Below are 18,345 nucleotides of genomic sequence, written 5' to 3'. Positions count from 1 at the left end.
TGAAGACGTCGCCGGTCATGTGATGCCACGTCGGTGACGTGATGCCGTCACGCGTGACGCGTCACCCGTCACGCGACGCCCACGTCGGTGACATGGTCTTTCCACGCAAGAGGCTCGCCGGGTCGGACTCCGACTCGACCCGGCGGGCCTCTGCGCGTTTCGGGGCCCTGCCCTGCCCCGCCCTGTCCTGTCAGGGACGAAGGCGCCCGGCGGTCAGTGCTCCTGCCGAGGCCTGCGGGCGGCCCACCACAGCCCCGCCGCTCCGGCCGAGATCAGCGCCGCGCCCGCCGCGCCGAGCGGCACGACCTCGCTTCCGCCCCCGGTCTTCGGCAGCCGGTCGCCGCCAGGTGCCACCGGCTTGTTGTCGGTGCCCAGCAGCAGCGGGGTCGCCGGGGCGTTCGGGGACGGGTTCGTCGTACCGAACGGAACCGGGCCCTGCTGCCAGTACGTCTTCTTTCCGTCGCTCGTCTGGACCGGAAGGCAGATCTTTCCGGTCTTGCTCAGATCGAACGTCGCGTCGACGTCGTACGATTTCTGCGCGCCGACCGCGAGATTTCCGGTGGAACAGATAAACCCGCTGTTCGACCCCTCGGGTAGATCCTTTTTGGCCATGGCGGTGCAGCCTTCGACGTTCTTGACCGTCAGGCCGTCGAAACCGACCACCAGTAGCCTGATGTCGCCGCTTTCCTTGGTCCCTTCGTTCTTTACCGTGGCGGTAATCGCCGTTTTCTGAGTACTGTTGTCGACCGAGATCTTCTCCGGCAGCAGCGTGGTCACCTTGACGCCCGCCGGAGGCTTGTCCATCGGCTTTCCGCCCTTGCCGCTCCCCGGTCCCTGGTCGTCCGCGACGGCGGTGTAGGAAAGGATCATCACGGCCGAGAAGCATGCCGTGAGCAGCGATCCCGCAATGGTCGTCGTGTGACGAGAACTCATGTTCGCCCCCCTTGGCTGCGCCTGAATTCGCAGTACTTGAAGAGGTACCACAAGATTTCTCCGCACTATGCTGGTACAGCCCGAAGTGTGACCATTGTGTTTCTCGTGTGACGGGCGATTGTGGCTGATGTTGAGGGGGTGCAGAGATTGTCGGCGAACGTACAGGGTGGTGTTCCGGGATTATTGGTGACCGGACGTTATCGGCTGGTCGAGAGTATTGGTCAGGGGGGAATGGGGCGGGTGTGGCGAGCCGCCGACGAAATGCTCGACCGGCAGGTCGCGGTCAAGGAAATGCGCATAGACGGACTGGATCCCGAGGACACCCGCACGCGCCGGGAACGCACATTGCGCGAAGCGAGGGCGACGGCCCGGATCGACCATCCCCATGTCGTCCGCATCTACGACGTCGTGGACGCGGGCGAGCGGCTGTGGATCGTCATGGAGCTCGTCGCCGGCCGCTCGCTCGAACAGATCGTGGTCGAGGACGGCCCGCTGGACTCGCGCGAGGCGGCCCGCGTCGGCCTCGAACTGGTCGGGGCGCTGCGCCAGGTGCACGCCCAGGGCGTGCTGCACCGTGACATCAAGCCGGGCAACGTACTGGTCGAGCGCGCCGGACGGCACCGTGTCGTCCTCACCGACTTCGGTATCGCCGCGCTCCAGGACGCCGAGGCGCTCACCATGGTCGGCATGCTGGTCGGCTCTCCCGACTACATGGCACCCGAGCGGATCTCCGGCCGTCCGCAGGGCCCGCCCTCCGACGTGTGGTCCCTCGGCGCCACGCTCTGCGCGGCCCTCGGCGGACGCTCCCCGTTCTCCCGCTCCACCACGCTCGCGACCCTGCACGCGGTTCTCTACGAAGAGCCCGAACTCCCCTCCGGAGCGGGCGAGCTGCGGGAGATCCTGGCCGCCCTCCTGGAGAAGGACCCGTCCACACGGCCCGGTCTGGAGGAACTGGAGGCCGGACTCGGGGAGATCGTCCGCCCTCCGAGGCCGAGCACCGCTCCCGCCCGACCACCGGCAGAGGGGCCCGAGTACGACTACGCCTCCGCATCCGAGTACGGGACCGCCAACGAGCCCCCGTACCGTCCCGCACCGGAACACCCTCCCGAGCGCCCGACAGAACCCGCCCCCGGGCTGCGCCCCGCACGCCAACCCGCCCCCGCATCCGAGCACTTGTCGGCACTCACCCCGTATCCGGACCGGGAGTCGGGCCCCGTGGGTGCGCCCGATCCGGTGTCTGCGAGCGCGCCCGAGCGTGAGGGGGCGCCTGATCCGGCACCCGATCCGGGACCCGATCCGGGACCCGATCCGGGACCCGATCCGGGACCCGTTCCGGCACCCGATTCGACCCCGGAGCCTGATCCCAGGCCCGCTCAGGAGCCGCACCCGGCGCCTGTGTCGACCTCGGCGTCTGTGCCGACCCCGGCTCCTGAGTGGGCCTCGGGACCTGAGCGGGCCTCGGGACCTGAGTCGACTCCGGCTCCTGAGCAGGCCCCGGGCTCTGAGCGGGACCGGCCGGCCTCCGGGCGCAACCCGGTCGAGTCGCCCACGCCCGTCCTGCTCGACGCCGAGTTGGTGAGCGCGGCGCGCCGGCCCCCTGCGGACCTTCCCGAAGCCACCCCGCCTCCCGACGAACAGCCCATCGCCGAGCCCGTCGCCGAGCCCATAGCCGAGCCCGTCGACCAGCACATCGGCACCAGCGATCTGCCCAGGCCTCCGACCCCAGCCGACCCCCGACGCGAGTCGGAGCACCACTCCGTGCACGACGCCGTTCCGATCCCGCGCACTCCGACCCGGAAGACCCCGCCCGACTTCCGGAAGCGTCCCCAGACACCCGCCCCGGAGCATTCCGCCGCCCCCGGATCTGAAACTGTCACCCGGGGGCCCGGCCCGTCGGCGACGGTCGCGACGGCCAACGCCTCGACCGAGATCCCCTCCGAACCACGTACGGAACCCAGTTCGCACACCCCGTCCGAACCACGCGAGACGCCCGGCACGCGTCCACCCTCCCAACTGCCCACGGCTCCCGTGCCCGTAGTGATGCCACCGGGTGAACTCCCGGGCCCCGCCGTACCGTCCGGGTCCGACGAGAGCCATGGCCCGGGCCCGGGCGACGGCGGCAGCGATGAGGGTGACGAGGGCTCCGGTGTCCGGACGGACGCCCTTCGAGGCAGGCGCCGTACGGGTCTCGCCGCCGCAGGGGTGGTCGCGGCGGGAGCCGTCGTCTGGGTGGTCGTCGCGATGACGGGCGGATCGCCCGACGGCAGGACCGGGGCCTCCACGGGCTCGTCCGCACCGACGGCCTCCGCCGCCACCGGCGCAGCCTCGTCCCTGTCGCCCACCGTGGAGGGCACCTCACGCCCGCCCAGCCTGCCCCCGGGAGCGCACCGGGAGGCCGGCGGATACGCGTGGGTGACGCCCAAGGGCTGGCGGCGCGATCTGAAGACCGGCTCCGAAGTGCACTACACCGCGCCCGACGGCGCTCAGGAACTGGCGGCCAAGTCCTCCCTCGCCAAGGGGAATCTGATGGACACCTGGCAGACCTCCGAGCAGGACGCCCGCCAGGGGCGGGACTACCGGAAGATCCGGCTGGAGGAGACGACGTTCCGGGGCCGGACCGCGATCGTCTGGGAGTACACCTTCACCCTCAAGGGGGTGAGCTGGCACGCGCGGCTGCTCGGCTTCGACGTCGACGGGAAGTCGTACCAGATCAACACCTGGTACCACCGGGACATCGAGGAGCAGGCCCTCAAGGTCTACAACCAGGTCAAGAACAGCTTCACCGTGCTGTGAACCGGCGGCCGCCGCGGGGGCTCGGCGGAAGGACAGGAAAGGGAACGGGAAAAACGGGAAAGGGGAGGGGCCCGCGGCGATGTGCCGCGGGCCCCTCCTCGCTCAGGCTTCGGTGGCGGGTCAGGCGCCGACCTCGGCCCGGGTCTCATCGCGAGCATCGTTCGCGGGCTGCTGCGCGGACGACGGGGCCCCCGCGCCGAGCTTCTGCCGGACCAAGGCGATGACCAGCACGACCGCCGCGACGAGCAGCGACAGCAGCACGGTCTCCCGGCCGTCGTGTTCGGTGTCGGTCAGCATGTAGCCGAGCACGAAGACGATCACCGCGGCGGTCGCCCAGGTCAGGTACGGGTAGAGCCACATCCGCACGACGAGCTTCTCCGGCGCCTCGCGCTGGATGATCTTCCGCATCCGGAGCTGCGAGAAGCAGATGACGAGCCACACGAACAGGGCGACCGCGCCGGAGGAGTTGACCAGGAAGAGGAAGACCGAGTCCGGGAACTTGTAGTTGAAGAAGACGGCGACGAAGCCGAACACGACCGAGACGACGATGGCGGTCAGCGGCACACCGCGCCGCGTGGTCCTGGCGAACGCCTTCGGCGCGTCCCCGCGCTCTCCGAGCGAGAAGGCCATGCGGGAGGCGGTGTAGAGGCCGGAGTTGAGGCAGGACAGCACGGACGTCAGCACGATGAAGTTCATGATCTGACCGGCGTGCGCGATGCCGAGGGAGTCGAGGGCGGCGACGTACGAGCCCTTGTCCTTGATCGACGGGTCGTTCCACGGAAGCAGGGCGATGACGACGAGGATCGAGCCCAGGTAGAAGACGGCGATACGCCAGATGATGCTGTTCGTCGACTTGGTGACCGCGCGCTGCGGGTCCTCGGACTCGCCGGCGGCGAGGGTCGCGATCTCGCTGCCCATGAAGGAGAAGACGACCAGCAGGACACCGGTGAGGATCGCGCCGGGTCCGTGCGGCAGGAAGCCGCCGTGCTCGGTCAGATTGCCCAGCCCGGCCTTCTCGGCCTCGACACCCGGCAGCACACCGAGGATCGCGAGCGCGCCGACGACGATGAACCCGCCGATCGCCACGACCTTGATCCCGGCGAACCAGAACTCGAACTCGCCGTACGAGCCGACGGAGACCAGGTTGGTGGCCGTCAGCACCACCATCACGATGAGCGCCCAGCCCCACTGCGGTACGCCGGGCATCCATCCTTCGAGGATCTTGGCACCGGCGGTGGCCTCCACGGCCAGCACCACGACCCAGAAGAACCAGTACAGCCAGCCGATGGAGAAGCCGGCCCAGCGGCCGAGCGCGCGGTCGGCGTGCGCGGAGAAGGAGCCCGAGGTCGGGTTGGCGGCGGACATCTCGCCGAGCATCCGCATCACCAGCACCACGAGCGTGCCGACGAGGGCGTACGAGAGAAGGATGCCGGGGCCCGCGGTGGCGATGCCGGAGCTGGAGCCGACGAAGAGTCCGGCTCCGATGACACCACCGATGGCGATCATCGTCAGATGACGGTTCTTGAGTCCGGCCTGGAGGCCACCACCGGGTTCTCCGGGGCCTCCGTGGGCCTGTGCGGCCTTCGTGGGGGTCGGCTGCGAGGTCATGAGGGGGATTCCTTTGCGCCGGATGAGCAGATTCCCGTACGAAGTGCCTGTCCCGTACGAGCGGTGTACGGGGCACGCACTCACCCAAGGTGTGGGGTGGTGTACGAGTCGGTCCAGTGAAACGGAGGCAAAGGAATTCGTGAACCTTTGAATCCAGATTGTTACTTGAGGTTTCCTTGAGGTTCTGTAGGATGGCTCACGTTTTTGAGCAGCGGCCCCCGGCGAGGCCGATCCGAAACGGTCGTGTCACACTCGGACCATGCGCGTGTACCTCGGCTCCGATCATGCCGGTCTCGAACTGAAGACCCACCTCGTCGAGTGGCTCCAGGCCGCCGGCCACGAGCCCGTCGACTGCGGGCCCCTCATCTACGACGCCCTGGACGACTACCCGCCGTTCTGCCTCCGCGCCGCTGAGCGCACGGTGGCGGACCCGGGTGCCCTCGGCATCGTGATCGGCGGCTCCGGCAACGGCGAGCAGATCGCCGCGAACAAGGTCGCCGGCGTACGGGCCGTACTCGCCTGGAGCGAGGAGACCGCGGCGCTGGGCCGTGAGCACAACAACGCCAACGTCATGTCCGTCGGCGCCCGTATGCACACCCAGGAAGAGGCGACGAAGTTCGTCGAGACCTTCCTCGGCACCCCCTTCACCGGCGAGGAGCGCCACGTCCGCCGCATCGAGATGCTCGCGGACTACGAGACCACCCGGGAACTCCCGCCGATTCCGGCCCACCACCCGCAGCAGCCGCAGGCGTAGCACCGACGGGCCGACGGGCCGTAGGACGAGAGACAGCAGGAGGACCGGTGCCCGAGGGGCACACCATTCACCGGCTCGCCGAGGACTACCTCGCCGCGTTCGGTGGCCGCGGCGTACGTGTCACCAGCCCCCAGGGCAAGTTCAGTGACGCCGCGGCCCTCCTCGACGGCTCGGTCCTGGCGGCGGTGGAGGCCCACGGCAAGCACCTCTTCCTGGGCTTCCGCGCGGCGGAGTGGGTCCACATCCACCTGGGTCTGTTCGGCAAGGTCGGCTTCGGCGGCACCCCCGCCCCGCCGCCGACGGAGACCGTCCGCCTCCGCCTCACGAACGACACCGCGTACGTCGACCTCCGCGGCCCCACCACCTGCGCCCTGATCACGGACGACGAGAAGCGCGCGATACACGACCGCCTCGGCCCGGACCCGCTGCGCCCGGACGCGGACCCGTCGGCCGCGTACCGCCGGGTCTCCCGCAGCCGTACGACGATCGCCGCCCTGCTCATGGACCAGAAGATCATCGCGGGCGTGGGCAACGTCTACCGCGCGGAGGTCCTCTTCCGGCACGGCATCGATCCGTACCGCACGGGGAAGGAACTCGGCGCGACGGAGTGGGACGCGATCTGGGCCGACCTCGTCGACCTCATGCGGGAGGGCGTCCGCAACAACCGCATCGACACGGTCCGCCCGGAACACACCCCCGAGGCGATGGGGCGCCCGCCGCGCGTGGACGATCACGGCGGCGAGGTCTACGTGTACCGCAGGGCCAACCTGCCCTGCCACATCTGTGGCGGCGAGATCCGCACCGCCGGTCTCGCCGCCCGTAATCTCTTCTGGTGCCCGACCTGCCAAAAGCCCTGACTCCGGGCCGAGTCGGGACCCACCGTCAGGCGTGTCGGCCAGAACCCGCGCGCCGGCAGCCAGGCGGGGTTACCGGGTCCTGGAACCCGCGCGACGACAGCCGGGTGCGGTCACCGGGTCACCAGAACCCACTAGAACCCGTGCGGCAGCCAGGGCGCGACCAGCGAGGTGAACGCCATCGACGCCTCCGCCAGCGCTCCGTGGCGCAGCTCCCGTACCCGGCCGCTCGCCGCGAGCGAGGCCAGCGACACCCCGCCGAGGTAGACGGTGCTCAACTCCCGTACGGACAGGGCGAGATCGGGGGCGTCCTCGGTCCGCACGCACGAGGCGCCCTTCGTGTCGCCGGTGAGCCGCCAACGCCCCTCGTTCCAGGGGCAGAAGGAGTCCTCGACCTCGAACACCACGTCCACCGGGGCCTGATAGGTCCGCGCCTCCAACGCGGCCCCGACCTCGACGAGCCGCACATGCAGCGCGTCCTTCATCCGCAGCTGGCAACGGCGGATGTCCGAGACCATGTGCTGCCAGGCCTCGTCCACGGGGCGGCCCCGGGTGCGCAGCGTGGTCGTCAGGTCGATCCCGAAGAGGAACCGCCACAGCGCGGCCCGCACCGCTGGGTCCAGTCCCTCCAGGTCGTCCATCATCACCGTCCCGTTGTGCCCCGACGGGCCCCACTCGGGCTTGACCCGGAAGCGCGTGTAGCCCACGACCTCGCCGTCCCGCTCGGCGACCACGCACTGGAGCGGCGAGGCGCCGTTCCGCTCGCCCTCCGGGTCGAGCACTCCGAGCCGCTGCCAGCCGGGCTGCCGGGCCAGCATCCCCGGACGCTCCGGCACGAGCCGTGCGTACACCGCCTCGCACGCGTCCAGCACCTCCCGGGGCACCGCGTAACGCAGCCGTACGTCGTCGGTCCCGGGCGGCACGGACAGTTCCACGCGGCTCGTGTCGATCTCCCCGCTGATCTGCAGGGTCCCGATGCCGTAGCCGAACCGCCCGTAGATCGCCGGCTCCGACGCGGTCAGGACGGCGAGCGGCTCGTCTCCGGCACGGATGTCGTCCAGCTGGCGGCGCATCATCGCGGTGAGCACCCCGCGCCGCGTGTGCGTCGCGGCGACGCTCACCATCGTGATCCCGGCCGCCGGTACCGAGGCACCGCCCGGGACCGTGACACGGAAGGAGAAGGCCCCCGCCGTACCCACGCAACTGTCCCCGTCCCACACGCCCAGCGAACGGTCGTACTCTGTGAGCGCGTTCCACAGTTCGCGCTCCTCGGACGACTCCGCCACACCTCCGAACGCGCGGATCAGGTTCTCGTACCACTTGTCCCAGTCGGCCTGCCGCAGCACCCGAACGTCAGTCGTCATAGCCCATGCCTACCAGGGCAATGCGGTACGAGCGAGGGAATTTCGCCCGCCCGTCGAGCCCTTCAACCGGAATGTACCTGTGCAGTTCTCTGTGAAGTTGAGCGCTCGGAGGGGGGACAAGTGGGACCTCCCGTGCCAAGCACCTGGTCCGATGGATAGGGTCCCGAACTAATGGCAGCAGGACGAGAGCGGCGCGCGGAAGCCGATACGTTCACGGCCCGGTTGAAGAAGCAATGGCACCGGGCCCGCACAGGGCTGCGCAGATCCGCTGTCGACTACTTCCGCGGGGACGGTTCGGACTGGATCGCGCTGGCCGGTCTGCTGATCACGATCCCGGTGATCGCCTCCACGACCCTCGTCAACTCGGTGTGGTGCTCACCCTCCGCCCTGGTCCTGCCGATCGTGGCCGGCGGACTGCTGCTCCGCCCCGCCAGCCTGCTCGGGCTGTACGCGGCCGCCGCCACCGCGCTGATAGTCGAGTCCGTGAAGCTCGGCCCCTACACGGAGGGACCCTCCCGGGTCACGCCGGGCGTGGTCCTCGTGGTCGCGGCCTGCGGCTTCTTCGGACTGCTGATCGCGCAGTTCCGCAGCCGGGTGGGCGTGCCCTGGCGGCGCGGCGGCACCATGCTCTTCGACCTGCGCGAACGCATCCGGGTGCAGAGCAAGCTGCCGAAGCTGCCGCTGGGCTGGCACCGCGAGATGGCGCTGCGCCCGGCGGGCGGACAGTCCTTCTCCGGGGACTTCGTCGTGGCCGCCCGCACGAACGGCGGCCGGACCCTCGAAGTCGTCCTCACGGATGTGTCCGGCAAGGGGATGGACGCGGGTTCACGCGCCCTGCTGCTGTCCGGAGCCTTCGGCGGCCTCCTCGGCTCACTGCCGCCGCACGCCTTCCTGCCCGCCGCGAACGGTTATCTGCTGCGCCAGGACTGGGACGAGGGCTTCGCCACCTCGATCCATCTGGTGCTCGATCTCGACTCGGGCGACTACGAACTCTTCTCGGCCGGACACCCGCCGGGCCTCCAGCTCAGCGCGGGCAGCGGCCGCTGGGAGGAGAAGGCGGCGGAAGGCCCCCTGCTCGGTGTGTACGACGGCGCCCAGTTCGACCCGGTGAAGGGCTCACTGCGGCCCGGAGACGTGCTGATGCTGTTCACGGACGGTCTGGTCGAAACGGCCGAACGGGACATCGTCGAGGGCATCGACCGGCTCACCGGTGAGGCCGACCGTTACGTCGCCGGCGGCTTCCACGGAGCGGCCTGGCACCTCATCGAGGCGGTGGCCAGGGACGTCAACGACGACCGGGCCCTGCTCCTCATCTGCCGCGAGGGTCTGACACCGGTACGCTGACCGCGCCCCACGGTTTTCGGCAACGCGGCGGCAGCGGCCCGTACCGAGGAGACACTGATCGCGTGACGCAACCTCTCCTGACCCTGGCCGAAGTCGAAGCGCTCGCCCGCACGGCGCACGCCGCCCAGACCGACAAGGCCGGCCGCCCGTACGCCGAGCATCTCCAGGCGGTGGCGGACGGCGTCCGTGAGCGCGGTGGCGACGACGACCAGATAGCGGCGGCCTGGCTGCACGACGCCGTCGAGGACGACGCCCTCTCCGAGGACTGGCTGAGCGAGGCCGCGCTGACCCCTCGTACGAAGGACATCGTGCTGGCGCTCACCAAACAGGACGGCGAGTCCCCGGAGTCGTACGCGCGACGCATCCGCACCACCCGGGGCGCGCTCCTGGTCAAGGCCTCCGACCTGGCGCACAACGCCGACCCGGGCCGCCTCGCGGTCCTCGACGAGCACACCCGGGCCCGCCTGACGAAGAAGTACGCGACGATGCGCGCCCTGCTGGGGCTGCCGCCGAGCTGAAGAAAAAGGCGGGCCCGGAGAACCCGGACCCGCCCCTTCTTCTGCTCCTTCTGCTTCTTTCTGCTTCTCTCTGCCCTCGGCCGGTTACGCGGTGGCCTTCGCCCGTTCCCGAGCGAGTTCCCCCGCGTCACGCTCGAAGGCCCACTCCATCCTCGGCTCCATCGCGAAGCGGAACATCCGCTGGACGGGCCGCGTGCACAGCACGGTGACGAGCGCGGTCGCGGCGACCGTCACGAGCACCTCGCCGAGCGGCTTGTGCACCCACCCGTGCTCGAACCAGCCCCAGTAGTCGGACGCCTTGACCACGAAACCGTGCAGCAGATAGCCGTAGAGCGTGCCCGCGCCGAGCGCCGTGAACCACATCTTGCGCCGCGGCACCCAGGCGAAGAAGCACGCGGTGAGCACGAGCGAGCAGCCGTAGAGCGCGAGCGTCATGACGACACCCGCCCACCAGGGGGCGCCCAGCTCCTGTGCGCTGTCGCGGTGGTAGAACCAGGTGGCGTTCATCCGGGGCGCCGCCCAGTAGCCCATGGCCAGCGCGGCGGCCAGGACCGGCACCGACAGGACGCGCACCTCGCGGCGGCGCACCAGCTGGAAGTGCTCGGGCTTCATGAACAGGCCGAGGACGAAGAACGGCAGGAACTGCAGCACCCGCTGGAGGTCCAGGTCGTCACCGATCTCCGGCGAGACGGACGCGATCAGGGCGAGACACAGGGCCAGCGGAAGCGGCCACCGGACCAGCTTCCACAGGGGGGTCGTCAGCCGCCAGACGAGGAGCGCGGCCAGGAACCAGGTGAGGTACCAGGGGTCGAGCAGGCTGATCGCCTGGTCCGATTCGCCCCCGGCCCAGCGGTTGAAGAGCGAGTACGCGGCCTCGAAGAGGACATACGGTACGACGACGCCGGTGACCAGCCGCTTCAGGCGGTCGGGGCGCATGTCGAAGCTGCGCGAGAAGTAGCCGGAGATGACGATGAAGGCCGGCATGTGGAACGTGTACACGACCGTGTACAGGGTTTCCACGATGCGGCTCTCGCCCTTCATCCGCTCCCACGAGTGACCCACGGCCACGAGCACGATCGCCAGGTACTTGGCGTTGTCGAAGAAGGCGTCGCGCTGTTTGGCGGGCTTGCCGCCCGGTGCGGCGCCGCCGGCGGTGGCCGCCGAGCGGGGCTGGGGCGAGCGCGGACTCGGTACTCCGCCCATCGGCTGCTGTGCCGGCGGGAGCGGTGATCTGTGGTGGCCATGGGGCCGGAGCGAGTTGGTCACAAGCCCTCCCACCAAAGATTCCGGGAGGCGATCCTGGACCTCGCTGCGCGTACGGGGGACGTGGCGGCGTGGAACATCTGAGGCACCCTAGCGTTGTCTGTGCGGTCTCGTAAAACGCTTGATCTCATTCCTGCTTATCGCCTGCGCCTACCCCGGATTTGGAGATGTGTGCCTGCCGGACCGCAAGTAGTTCCGTATATCGATTCGCTTACTGGAAGCGGGCGTTCTGTCCCACTTCATGCCGACTAATTAGTGCATAACGCCCGCGGGCGACTCTGGGGGTATGTCCTGTTAAGAGGGCTTTGGTTGGCCGTCATCGGCGGTCGTGGTGTGCCTGTGGCAACAATTCGAATTACCTGCGAACAGGATGTGTGGACATGGCAACGGTCGCCATGAATTCACCCTGCGGGAACCCTCGAATTGCGGTGCGGGGCGGTGTGGTTGAGGCGTTCGGCGGCGCTCGGGCAGGCCCGCGCAGCGCCGCGCGGGCGAGGCCCTCGGGCCCGCTCGCGGTACCGCCCTCGGTCCTGCCCTTGGCCAACGATGCGTCACCTGCCGCATACGAGTGGCCGGTTGGTGGCACGATGGTTCTGGCGGGGGTGTGCGGGGCTGCACCTCCGGGCCGGGAGAGCGGACCGACCGTAGGGTGTGATCAGTTGTGGCCATTTCGCTGTCAGTGGTGCTGCTGTTGGCGATCATCCTCGTGGTGCTGATCCGAGGAGGATCGATCAAGGCGGGACCTGCCATCGTCGCGGTGCTCTTCGGCTTCTTCCTCGCGTCGACCGGCATGGCTCCGTCCATCAACCGGTTCCTCGATTCGATAGCGGAGACCATCAACTCGATCAGCTTCTGAACGGGACGCGACGAAAGGTGTCCCCCGCCGGACCGCGGACATGAGCGGGGCGCGCGGAGCCGCCTGTGCCTGACACACCTCGCCGGCTCCACCGGCGCCGGTCACGGACATCTCCGCCCCCGAAGAGGCGGTGGTCATGACGAAGGTCCGCCACAACGTCCGCGCGGTCCTGCGCGCCGACGGCCATCTGGTGTTCCTGCGCCGGGAATGGCCCGGCGGCTCCCCCTACTGCACGACCGTCGGCGGCGGCGTCGAGCCCTACGACGCCGATCCGGAGGCGGCCCTGCGCCGCGAGGTCATGGAGGAGATCGGCGCCACGATCGGTCCCGCCGTCGAGTTCCTGACCCTGACCGAACCGGGCGAGCGGAGGACGGTCGTACGGCACTACTTCCGCGCCGATGTGCTGGACATGGATCCGACCCGCCGGGGTGGCCCCGAACTCGACGACCCCGACACGGGCGACTTCTCGGTGATCCGGGTCGCGCCGGAGGCGTCAGCCCTCAGGCCGCTCGAACTCCAGCCGCCCGAACTCGCCACCTACCTGTATGAGCATGTCAACGAATGGCCCACCTGACGGCCGACACGGAACGAAGCTCCGGCCCACGAAGAAGAGGCCGGAAGGGACCGGAAGCCCAAGAAGCACGCGGGGACACGGGTGACTGGGCGAAGCCCCGAACACGACGAAGGCCAGGCAGAGAATCCATCCTCTGGCCTGGCCCTACGTCATATGGAGCGGGCGACGGGAATCGAACCCGCGTAGCTAGTTTGGAAGACTAGTGCTCTACCATTGAGCTACGCCCGCACAGGGTGCGCCGCAGGTCAGCGACCGCGGCACAGAATGCATCGTAGCGGGTCGGACGCCCACATCGCACACCCCGTTCCCACCCGCATCCGCGCTCGCGAAATGCGGCAGCCGCACTGCCTGCGGGCATGTACCCTACGTGTCGCACCGACGGGGTGTGGCGCAGCTTGGTAGCGCGTCCGCTTTGGGAGCGGAAGGCCGTGGGTTCAAATCCCGCCACCCCGACCACCGGCAGGAACCCGCCAGGGCTCCGCCCGGACAAGATCACCTTTTGGGGCGTGTACCGCCTGCGGTTACTATGCAAGCTGCGTGCCCGTATGTCTGCAGTGTTACGTCTCTCAAGGGCCACGAATCCGCCCAAGGCTCTGCCTGACCGGCAGCCGCACGCAGCAGAACCCCCCAAGAAGTCAGCCACAAGGAGACCGAACCGTGAAGAGCGCCGTGGAGACCCTGAACCCGACTCGGGTTCGGCTCACTGTCGAGGTGCCCTTCGAGGAGCTCAAGGACAGCCTCGACGCGGCGTACAAGAAGATCAACCAGCAGGTCACGGTGAAGGGGTTCCGGAAGGGCAAGATCCCGGCGCGCATCATCGACCAGCGGTTCGGTCGCGGCGCCGTGCTCGAAGAGGCCGTCAACGACGCGCTCCCGAAGTTCTACACCGAAGCGGTCAACGAGGCTGAGCTGAATGTCCTCGGCCAGCCCGAGGTCGACATCACCGAGCTGAAGGACGGCGAAACGCTGAACTTCACCGCCGAGGTCGACGTCCGCCCGACCATCGAGATCCCGGACTACTCCGGCATCGAGGTCGAGGTCGACGCCGTCGAGGTCAGCGACGAGGACATCGAGAAGGCCGTCTCCGACCTGCGCGAGCGTTTCGCCTCGACCTCCCCGGTCGAGCGCGCCGCCCAGGACGAGGACGTCGTCACCCTCGACCTCGAGGCCAAGGTCGACGGCGAGATCCTCGAGGACGGCGTCGCCAGCGGTGTCTCGTACACCATCGGCTCGGGCGAGCTGCTCGAAGGCATCGACGACGCCGTGAAGGGCCTGGAGGCCGGTGGCGAGACCACCTTCACCTCCGAGCTCAAGGGCGGCTCCGCCGCCGGCAAGGAGGCCGAGGTCACCGTCAAGGTCACCCAGGTCGCAGCCCGTGAACTGCCCGAGCTGGACGACGAGTTCGCGCAGCTCGCCTCCGAGTTCGACACCCTCGACGAGCTCAGGGCGGACAGCCGCAAGCGCCTCGAGAACATGAAGCAGTACGACCAGGCCACGCAGGCCCAGGAGCGCGTCCTGGAGAAGCTGCTCGAGCTGGTCGAGGTGCCCGTCCCCGAGAAGCTGCTCGAGGACGAGATCAACACCCGCAAGCACAACCTCGAGCACCACCAGCTCGGCCAGATGGGCCTCGACCTCGCGAAGTACCTGGAGATCCAGGGCAAGACCGAGGAAGAGTTCGACGCCGAGACCAAGGAAGCCGCGGTCAAGGGCATCAAGACGCAGTTCGTCCTCGACGAGCTCGTCAACAGGGAGAAGCTGAACGTCAACCAGGAGGAGCTCACCGAGCACCTCATGCGGCGCGCGGCCTCCTCCGGCATGTCCCCCGACCAGTTCGCCCAGGCCGTCGTCGAGGGTGGCCAGGTCCCGATGCTCGTCGGCGAGGTCGCCCGCGGCAAGGCCCTCGCGGTCGTCGTCGAGGCCGCCACGGTCAAGGACACCAACGGCGAGGTCGTCGACCTCGACGACGAGGAGGACGAGGCGGCCGAGACCGTCGCGGCCACCGAGGGTTCCGCCGTGGCCGAGGCCGAGGTCGAGGCCGAGGTCGAGGAGAAGCCCGAGGCCTGATCGCCTCACTTGTACGCCTGAATGCCGATGGGCCCCGGGGACGTTTTCGTCCCAGGGGCCCATCGGGCTTTTCAGGGGCGCGGGGAACTGCGCGAGCGACCCCCACCGGGCGGCAGCCGCGTTCCCGGCCTCAGGAGCCCCACGGGTGCGGCTTTCGGGGGCGCGCGGCCGACCCGCGCCGGTGAACAGGGCCGGCTTCAGCGGGTCGGGCACAGAGTCACCCCGGCCCCGTGAGAGGCGCCCCCGAGAGCCCGGTCGGGCCAGCGCAGCGCATGCGCTCACAGCGAACAGTTCCCTCTGCGGGATTCTCCGGAGGGACCCGCGCGTTAGGGTCCATGAATACGAGGGCAGGGGAGTCCCCGGACGCCGTCGGGAGGCGGCGCGGAACCCGGGGTCCCAGGTCCCTGCAGAAGACGTGAGACGGCCCGGCGCCGTCGTAAGACGAGCAGGTGGATACGTGACGAATCTGATGCCCACAGCTGCCGGCGACCCTATCGGTGGTGGCCTCGGCGACCAGGTCTACAACCGACTGCTCGGCGAGCGGATCATCTTCCTCGGCCAGGCGGTCGACGATGACATCGCCAACAAGATCACGGCGCAGCTGCTGCTCCTTGCCTCCGACCCGGACAAGGACATTTACCTTTACATCAACAGCCCCGGCGGATCGATCACGGCCGGCATGGCGATCTACGACACCATGCAGTACATCAAGAACGACGTGGTGACGATCGCCATGGGCATGGCGGCCTCGATGGGCCAGTTCCTGCTCAGCGCCGGTACCCCCGGCAAGCGCTTCGCCCTGCCGAACGCCGAGATCCTGATCCACCAGCCCTCCGCGGGTCTCGCGGGCTCCGCGTCGGACATCAAGATCCACGCCGAGCGGCTGCTGCACACCAAGAAGCGGATGGCGGAGCTGACCTCCTTCCACACCGGTCAGACCGTCGAGCAGATCACTCGTGACTCGGACCGCGACCGCTGGTTCGACCCGATCGAGGCCAAGCAGTACGGCCTCATCGACGACATCATGCCCACCGCTGCCGGTATGCCGGGCGGCGGCGGCACCGGGGCGGCGTAAAGCCGCTCCAGCGCCCCCGAGGGCGGCGCAGGGCCCCTTTCCGCCCCCGGGCGGCGCCGGGCGCCCAGCGGGCCCTCAGCCGACCGCTCAGCCCTTTTCAGGCTTTTCAGGAGACACAGTGAACGACTTCCCCGGCAGCGGCCTCTTCGCCCGCACGCAGGCCGAGTACACCGGTCCTCGCGCGGAGTCCCGCTACGTCATCCCGCGCTTCGTCGAGCGCACCTCGCAGGGCGTGCGTGAGTACGACCCGTACGCGAAGCTGTTCGAGGAGCGCGTGATCTTCCTCGGCGTGCAGATCGACGACGCCTCCGCCAACGACGTCATGGCGCAGCTGCTGTGCCTGGAGTCGATGGACCCCGACCGTGACATCTCGGTCTACATCAACAGCCCCGGTGGCTCGTTCACGGCCCTCACGGCCATTTACGACACGATGCAGTTCGTGAAGCCGGACATTCAGACGGTCTGCATGGGTCAGGCCGCCTCGGCCGCCGCGATCCTGCTGGCCGCCGGTACGCCCGGCAAGCGCATGGCACTTCCGAACGCGCGTGTGCTGATCCACCAGCCCTACAGCGAGACCGGCCGCGGGCAGGTCTCGGACCTCGAAATCGCGGCGAACGAAATCCTCCGGATGCGTGCCCAGCTGGAAGACATGCTGGCCAAGCACTCCACCACGCCGATCGAGAAGATCCGCGAGGACATCGAGCGCGACAAGATCCTCACGGCCGAGGACGCCCTGGCGTACGGCCTGATCGACCAGATCATCTCCACCCGGAAGATGAACAACTCCGCGGTCGTGTGACGTATCGCTGTATCGTCTGCCGCTCCTTGGCGTGGTTCACGACAAAGTGAACCGTGCCAAGGGGGGCCCGAACGAGGGGCTCGGCAAGGTACCGTCGGACATAAGGCAGCACCAGGAGCCGCTGGACCTAGGCGTCTCCCAGGCGAAGGGGAAGCACACCGTGGCACGCATCGGTGACGGCGGCGATCTGCTCAAGTGCTCGTTCTGTGGCAAGAGCCAGAAGCAGGTCAAGAAGCTCATCGCAGGCCCCGGTGTGTACATCTGCGACGAGTGCATCGATCTCTGCAACGAGATCATCGAGGAAGAACTCGCGGAGACGAGCGAGGTGCGCTGGGAGGAACTCCCCAAGCCCCGCGAGATCTACGAGTTCCTCGAGGGGTACGTGGTCGGTCAGGAGTCGGCCAAGAAGGCCCTCTCGGTCGCGGTGTACAACCACTACAAGCGGGTCCAAGCCGGTGAGAACAGCGCGGGCCAGAACCGCGAGGACGCCATCGAGTTGGCGAAGTCCAACATCCTCCTGCTGGGCCCCACGGGCTCCGGCAAGACGCTCCTCGCCCAGACCCTCGCGCGCATGCTGAACGTTCCGTTCGCCATCGCAGACGCGACGGCGCTGACGGAGGCGGGATACGTCGGCGAGGACGTCGAGAACATCCTGCTGAAGCTGATCCAGGCCGCCGACTACGACGTCAAGAAGGCCGAGACCGGGATCATCTACATCGACGAGATCGACAAGGTGGCTCGCAAGAGCGAGAACCCGTCGATCACGCGCGATGTCTCCGGCGAGGGCGTGCAGCAGGCACTCCTGAAGATCCTCGAGGGCACGACGGCCTCGGTGCCGCCCCAGGGCGGGCGCAAGCACCCGCACCAGGAGTTCATCCAGATCGACACGACGAACGTCCTGTTCATCGTGGGCGGGGCCTTCGCGGGCCTGGAGAAGCTCATCGAGTCCCGGGCCGGCGCGAAGGGCATCGGCTTCGGCGCGACGATCCGCTCGAAGCGCGAGCTGGAGTCCAAGGACCAGTTCGAGGACGTCATGCCGGAGGACCTGGTCAAGTTCGGCATGATCCCCGAGTTCATCGGCCGTCTCCCGGTGATCACCTCGGTCCACAACCTGGACCGCGAGGCTCTCCTCCAGATCCTGGTCGAGCCGCGCAACGCCCTGGTGAAGCAGTACCAGCGCCTCTTCGAACTCGACGGCGTGGAGCTGGACTTCGAGCGCGAGGCCCTGGAGGCCATCGCCGACCAGGCCATCCTCCGCCAGACCGGCGCGCGAGGCCTGCGCGCCATCATGGAGGAAGTCCTCCAGGCCGTGATGTACGAGGTCCCGTCCCGCAAGGACGTCGCCCGCGTCGTCATCACCGCCGACGTGGTCCTGCGGAACGTCAACCCGACCCTGATCCCGCGCGACGCGCGGGGGAGGGGACCGGGGGAGCAGAAGACGGCGTAGTCACCCACTCACGACGAAGGGGCGCCCGGCGAGCAATCGCCGGGCGCCCCTTCGCCATAGACCGCAACGATCAAGCCAACTCCTGCTCATCACCCGCAT

The 18,345-nt window shown here is 68.7% G+C and carries 15 protein-coding genes and 2 tRNA genes; 12 read left to right on the top strand and 5 right to left on the bottom strand.

All coding sequences use genetic code 11. The features are described 5' to 3' along the window. Positions 1-213: 213 nt before the first annotated feature. Positions 214-933: an LPXTG cell wall anchor domain-containing protein gene (locus ABZX90_RS03965; RefSeq protein ID WP_351119815.1), complete on the bottom strand. Its 720-nt coding sequence runs from the start codon at positions 931-933 to the stop codon at positions 214-216. A 186-nt stretch (positions 934-1,119) separates the two neighbouring features. On the opposite strand from ABZX90_RS03965, the gene ABZX90_RS03960 reads away from it, so the two are divergent. Continuing rightward, complete coding sequence (locus tag ABZX90_RS03960) at positions 1,120-3,726, top strand: protein kinase (RefSeq protein WP_355201261.1); 2,607 nt, start codon at positions 1,120-1,122, stop codon at positions 3,724-3,726. Positions 3,727-3,846: 120 nt separating this feature from the next. On the opposite strand, the gene ABZX90_RS03955 is transcribed toward ABZX90_RS03960, so the two are convergent. Continuing rightward, complete coding sequence (locus tag ABZX90_RS03955) at positions 3,847-5,334, bottom strand: amino acid permease (protein ID WP_351119695.1); 1,488 nt, start codon at positions 5,332-5,334, stop codon at positions 3,847-3,849. Between the two features lie 259 nt (positions 5,335-5,593). On the opposite strand from ABZX90_RS03955, the gene ABZX90_RS03950 reads away from it, so the two are divergent. Both ABZX90_RS03950 and ABZX90_RS03945 read left to right on the top strand, forming a co-directional pair. Beyond that, complete coding sequence (locus ABZX90_RS03950) at positions 5,594-6,088, top strand: ribose-5-phosphate isomerase (RefSeq protein WP_351119692.1); 495 nt, start codon at positions 5,594-5,596, stop codon at positions 6,086-6,088. A gap of 47 nt (positions 6,089-6,135) precedes the next feature. Continuing rightward, positions 6,136-6,945 carry a DNA-formamidopyrimidine glycosylase family protein gene (locus tag ABZX90_RS03945; protein WP_351119689.1) on the top strand — a complete coding sequence of 270 codons (810 nt, stop codon included), beginning with the start codon at positions 6,136-6,138 and terminating at the stop codon, positions 6,943-6,945. Between the two features lie 131 nt (positions 6,946-7,076). On the opposite strand, the gene ABZX90_RS03940 is transcribed toward ABZX90_RS03945, so the two are convergent. Beyond that, on the bottom strand, positions 7,077-8,306 hold the full coding sequence (locus ABZX90_RS03940) for a GNAT family N-acetyltransferase (RefSeq protein WP_351119686.1): 1,230 nt from the start codon (positions 8,304-8,306) through the stop codon (positions 7,077-7,079). Positions 8,307-8,477: 171 nt separating this feature from the next. On the opposite strand from ABZX90_RS03940, the gene ABZX90_RS03935 reads away from it, so the two are divergent. Both ABZX90_RS03935 and ABZX90_RS03930 read left to right on the top strand, forming a co-directional pair. Beyond that, the gene (locus tag ABZX90_RS03935; RefSeq protein ID WP_351119683.1) at positions 8,478-9,650 is read left to right on the top strand and encodes a PP2C family protein-serine/threonine phosphatase; all 1,173 of its coding nucleotides are present in this window, start codon (positions 8,478-8,480) and stop codon (positions 9,648-9,650) included. Between the two features lie 62 nt (positions 9,651-9,712). Beyond that, positions 9,713-10,168, top strand: coding sequence for an HD domain-containing protein (locus tag ABZX90_RS03930; RefSeq protein ID WP_351119680.1), 456 nt, complete (start codon positions 9,713-9,715; stop codon positions 10,166-10,168). 84 nt (positions 10,169-10,252) lie between these two features. On the opposite strand, the gene ABZX90_RS03925 is transcribed toward ABZX90_RS03930, so the two are convergent. Further along, a complete protein-coding gene (locus ABZX90_RS03925) occupies positions 10,253-11,434 on the bottom strand; it encodes an acyltransferase family protein (RefSeq protein ID WP_351119677.1) in 1,182 nt (393 codons plus the stop codon). Positions 11,435-12,092: 658 nt separating this feature from the next. Here ABZX90_RS03925 and ABZX90_RS03920 point away from each other — a divergent pair. Both ABZX90_RS03920 and ABZX90_RS03915 read left to right on the top strand, forming a co-directional pair. After that, positions 12,093-12,287: a hypothetical protein gene (locus ABZX90_RS03920; protein WP_010986847.1), complete on the top strand. Its 195-nt coding sequence runs from the start codon at positions 12,093-12,095 to the stop codon at positions 12,285-12,287. A gap of 136 nt (positions 12,288-12,423) precedes the next feature. Further along, positions 12,424-12,861: an NUDIX hydrolase gene (locus tag ABZX90_RS03915; RefSeq protein WP_355201256.1), complete on the top strand. Its 438-nt coding sequence runs from the start codon at positions 12,424-12,426 to the stop codon at positions 12,859-12,861. Positions 12,862-13,015: 154 nt separating this feature from the next. Here the strand turns inward: ABZX90_RS03915 and ABZX90_RS03910 are convergent. Then, positions 13,016-13,089: transfer RNA gene (locus ABZX90_RS03910), tRNA-Gly, on the bottom strand. 151 nt (positions 13,090-13,240) lie between these two features. On the opposite strand from ABZX90_RS03910, the gene ABZX90_RS03905 reads away from it, so the two are divergent. The 5 genes from ABZX90_RS03905 to clpX all read left to right on the top strand — a co-directional run bounded on the left by ABZX90_RS03905 (position 13,241) and on the right by clpX (position 18,246). Then, positions 13,241-13,317: transfer RNA gene (locus tag ABZX90_RS03905), tRNA-Pro, on the top strand. Between the two features lie 201 nt (positions 13,318-13,518). After that, positions 13,519-14,925 (top strand): trigger factor, encoded by a 1,407-nt coding sequence (gene tig / locus ABZX90_RS03900; protein WP_355201254.1) that lies wholly within the window; start codon positions 13,519-13,521, stop codon positions 14,923-14,925. 469 nt (positions 14,926-15,394) lie between these two features. Further along, a complete protein-coding gene (locus ABZX90_RS03895) occupies positions 15,395-16,000 on the top strand; it encodes an ATP-dependent Clp protease proteolytic subunit (protein WP_261708795.1) in 606 nt (201 codons plus the stop codon). 118 nt (positions 16,001-16,118) lie between these two features. After that, the gene (locus ABZX90_RS03890; protein WP_266758730.1) at positions 16,119-16,799 is read left to right on the top strand and encodes an ATP-dependent Clp protease proteolytic subunit; all 681 of its coding nucleotides are present in this window, start codon (positions 16,119-16,121) and stop codon (positions 16,797-16,799) included. A gap of 160 nt (positions 16,800-16,959) precedes the next feature. Further along, positions 16,960-18,246 carry an ATP-dependent Clp protease ATP-binding subunit ClpX gene (gene clpX, locus ABZX90_RS03885; RefSeq protein ID WP_351119812.1) on the top strand — a complete coding sequence of 429 codons (1,287 nt, stop codon included), beginning with the start codon at positions 16,960-16,962 and terminating at the stop codon, positions 18,244-18,246. The last annotated feature ends 99 nt before the right edge of the window (positions 18,247-18,345 follow it).

This window comes from Streptomyces sp. NPDC002935 (assembly GCF_040611295.1).
Lineage (GTDB): Bacteria > Actinomycetota > Actinomycetes > Streptomycetales > Streptomycetaceae > Streptomyces.
Note: the sequence above shows the minus strand (reverse complement) of the source record. Positions and strands in the feature narration are given on the sequence as shown.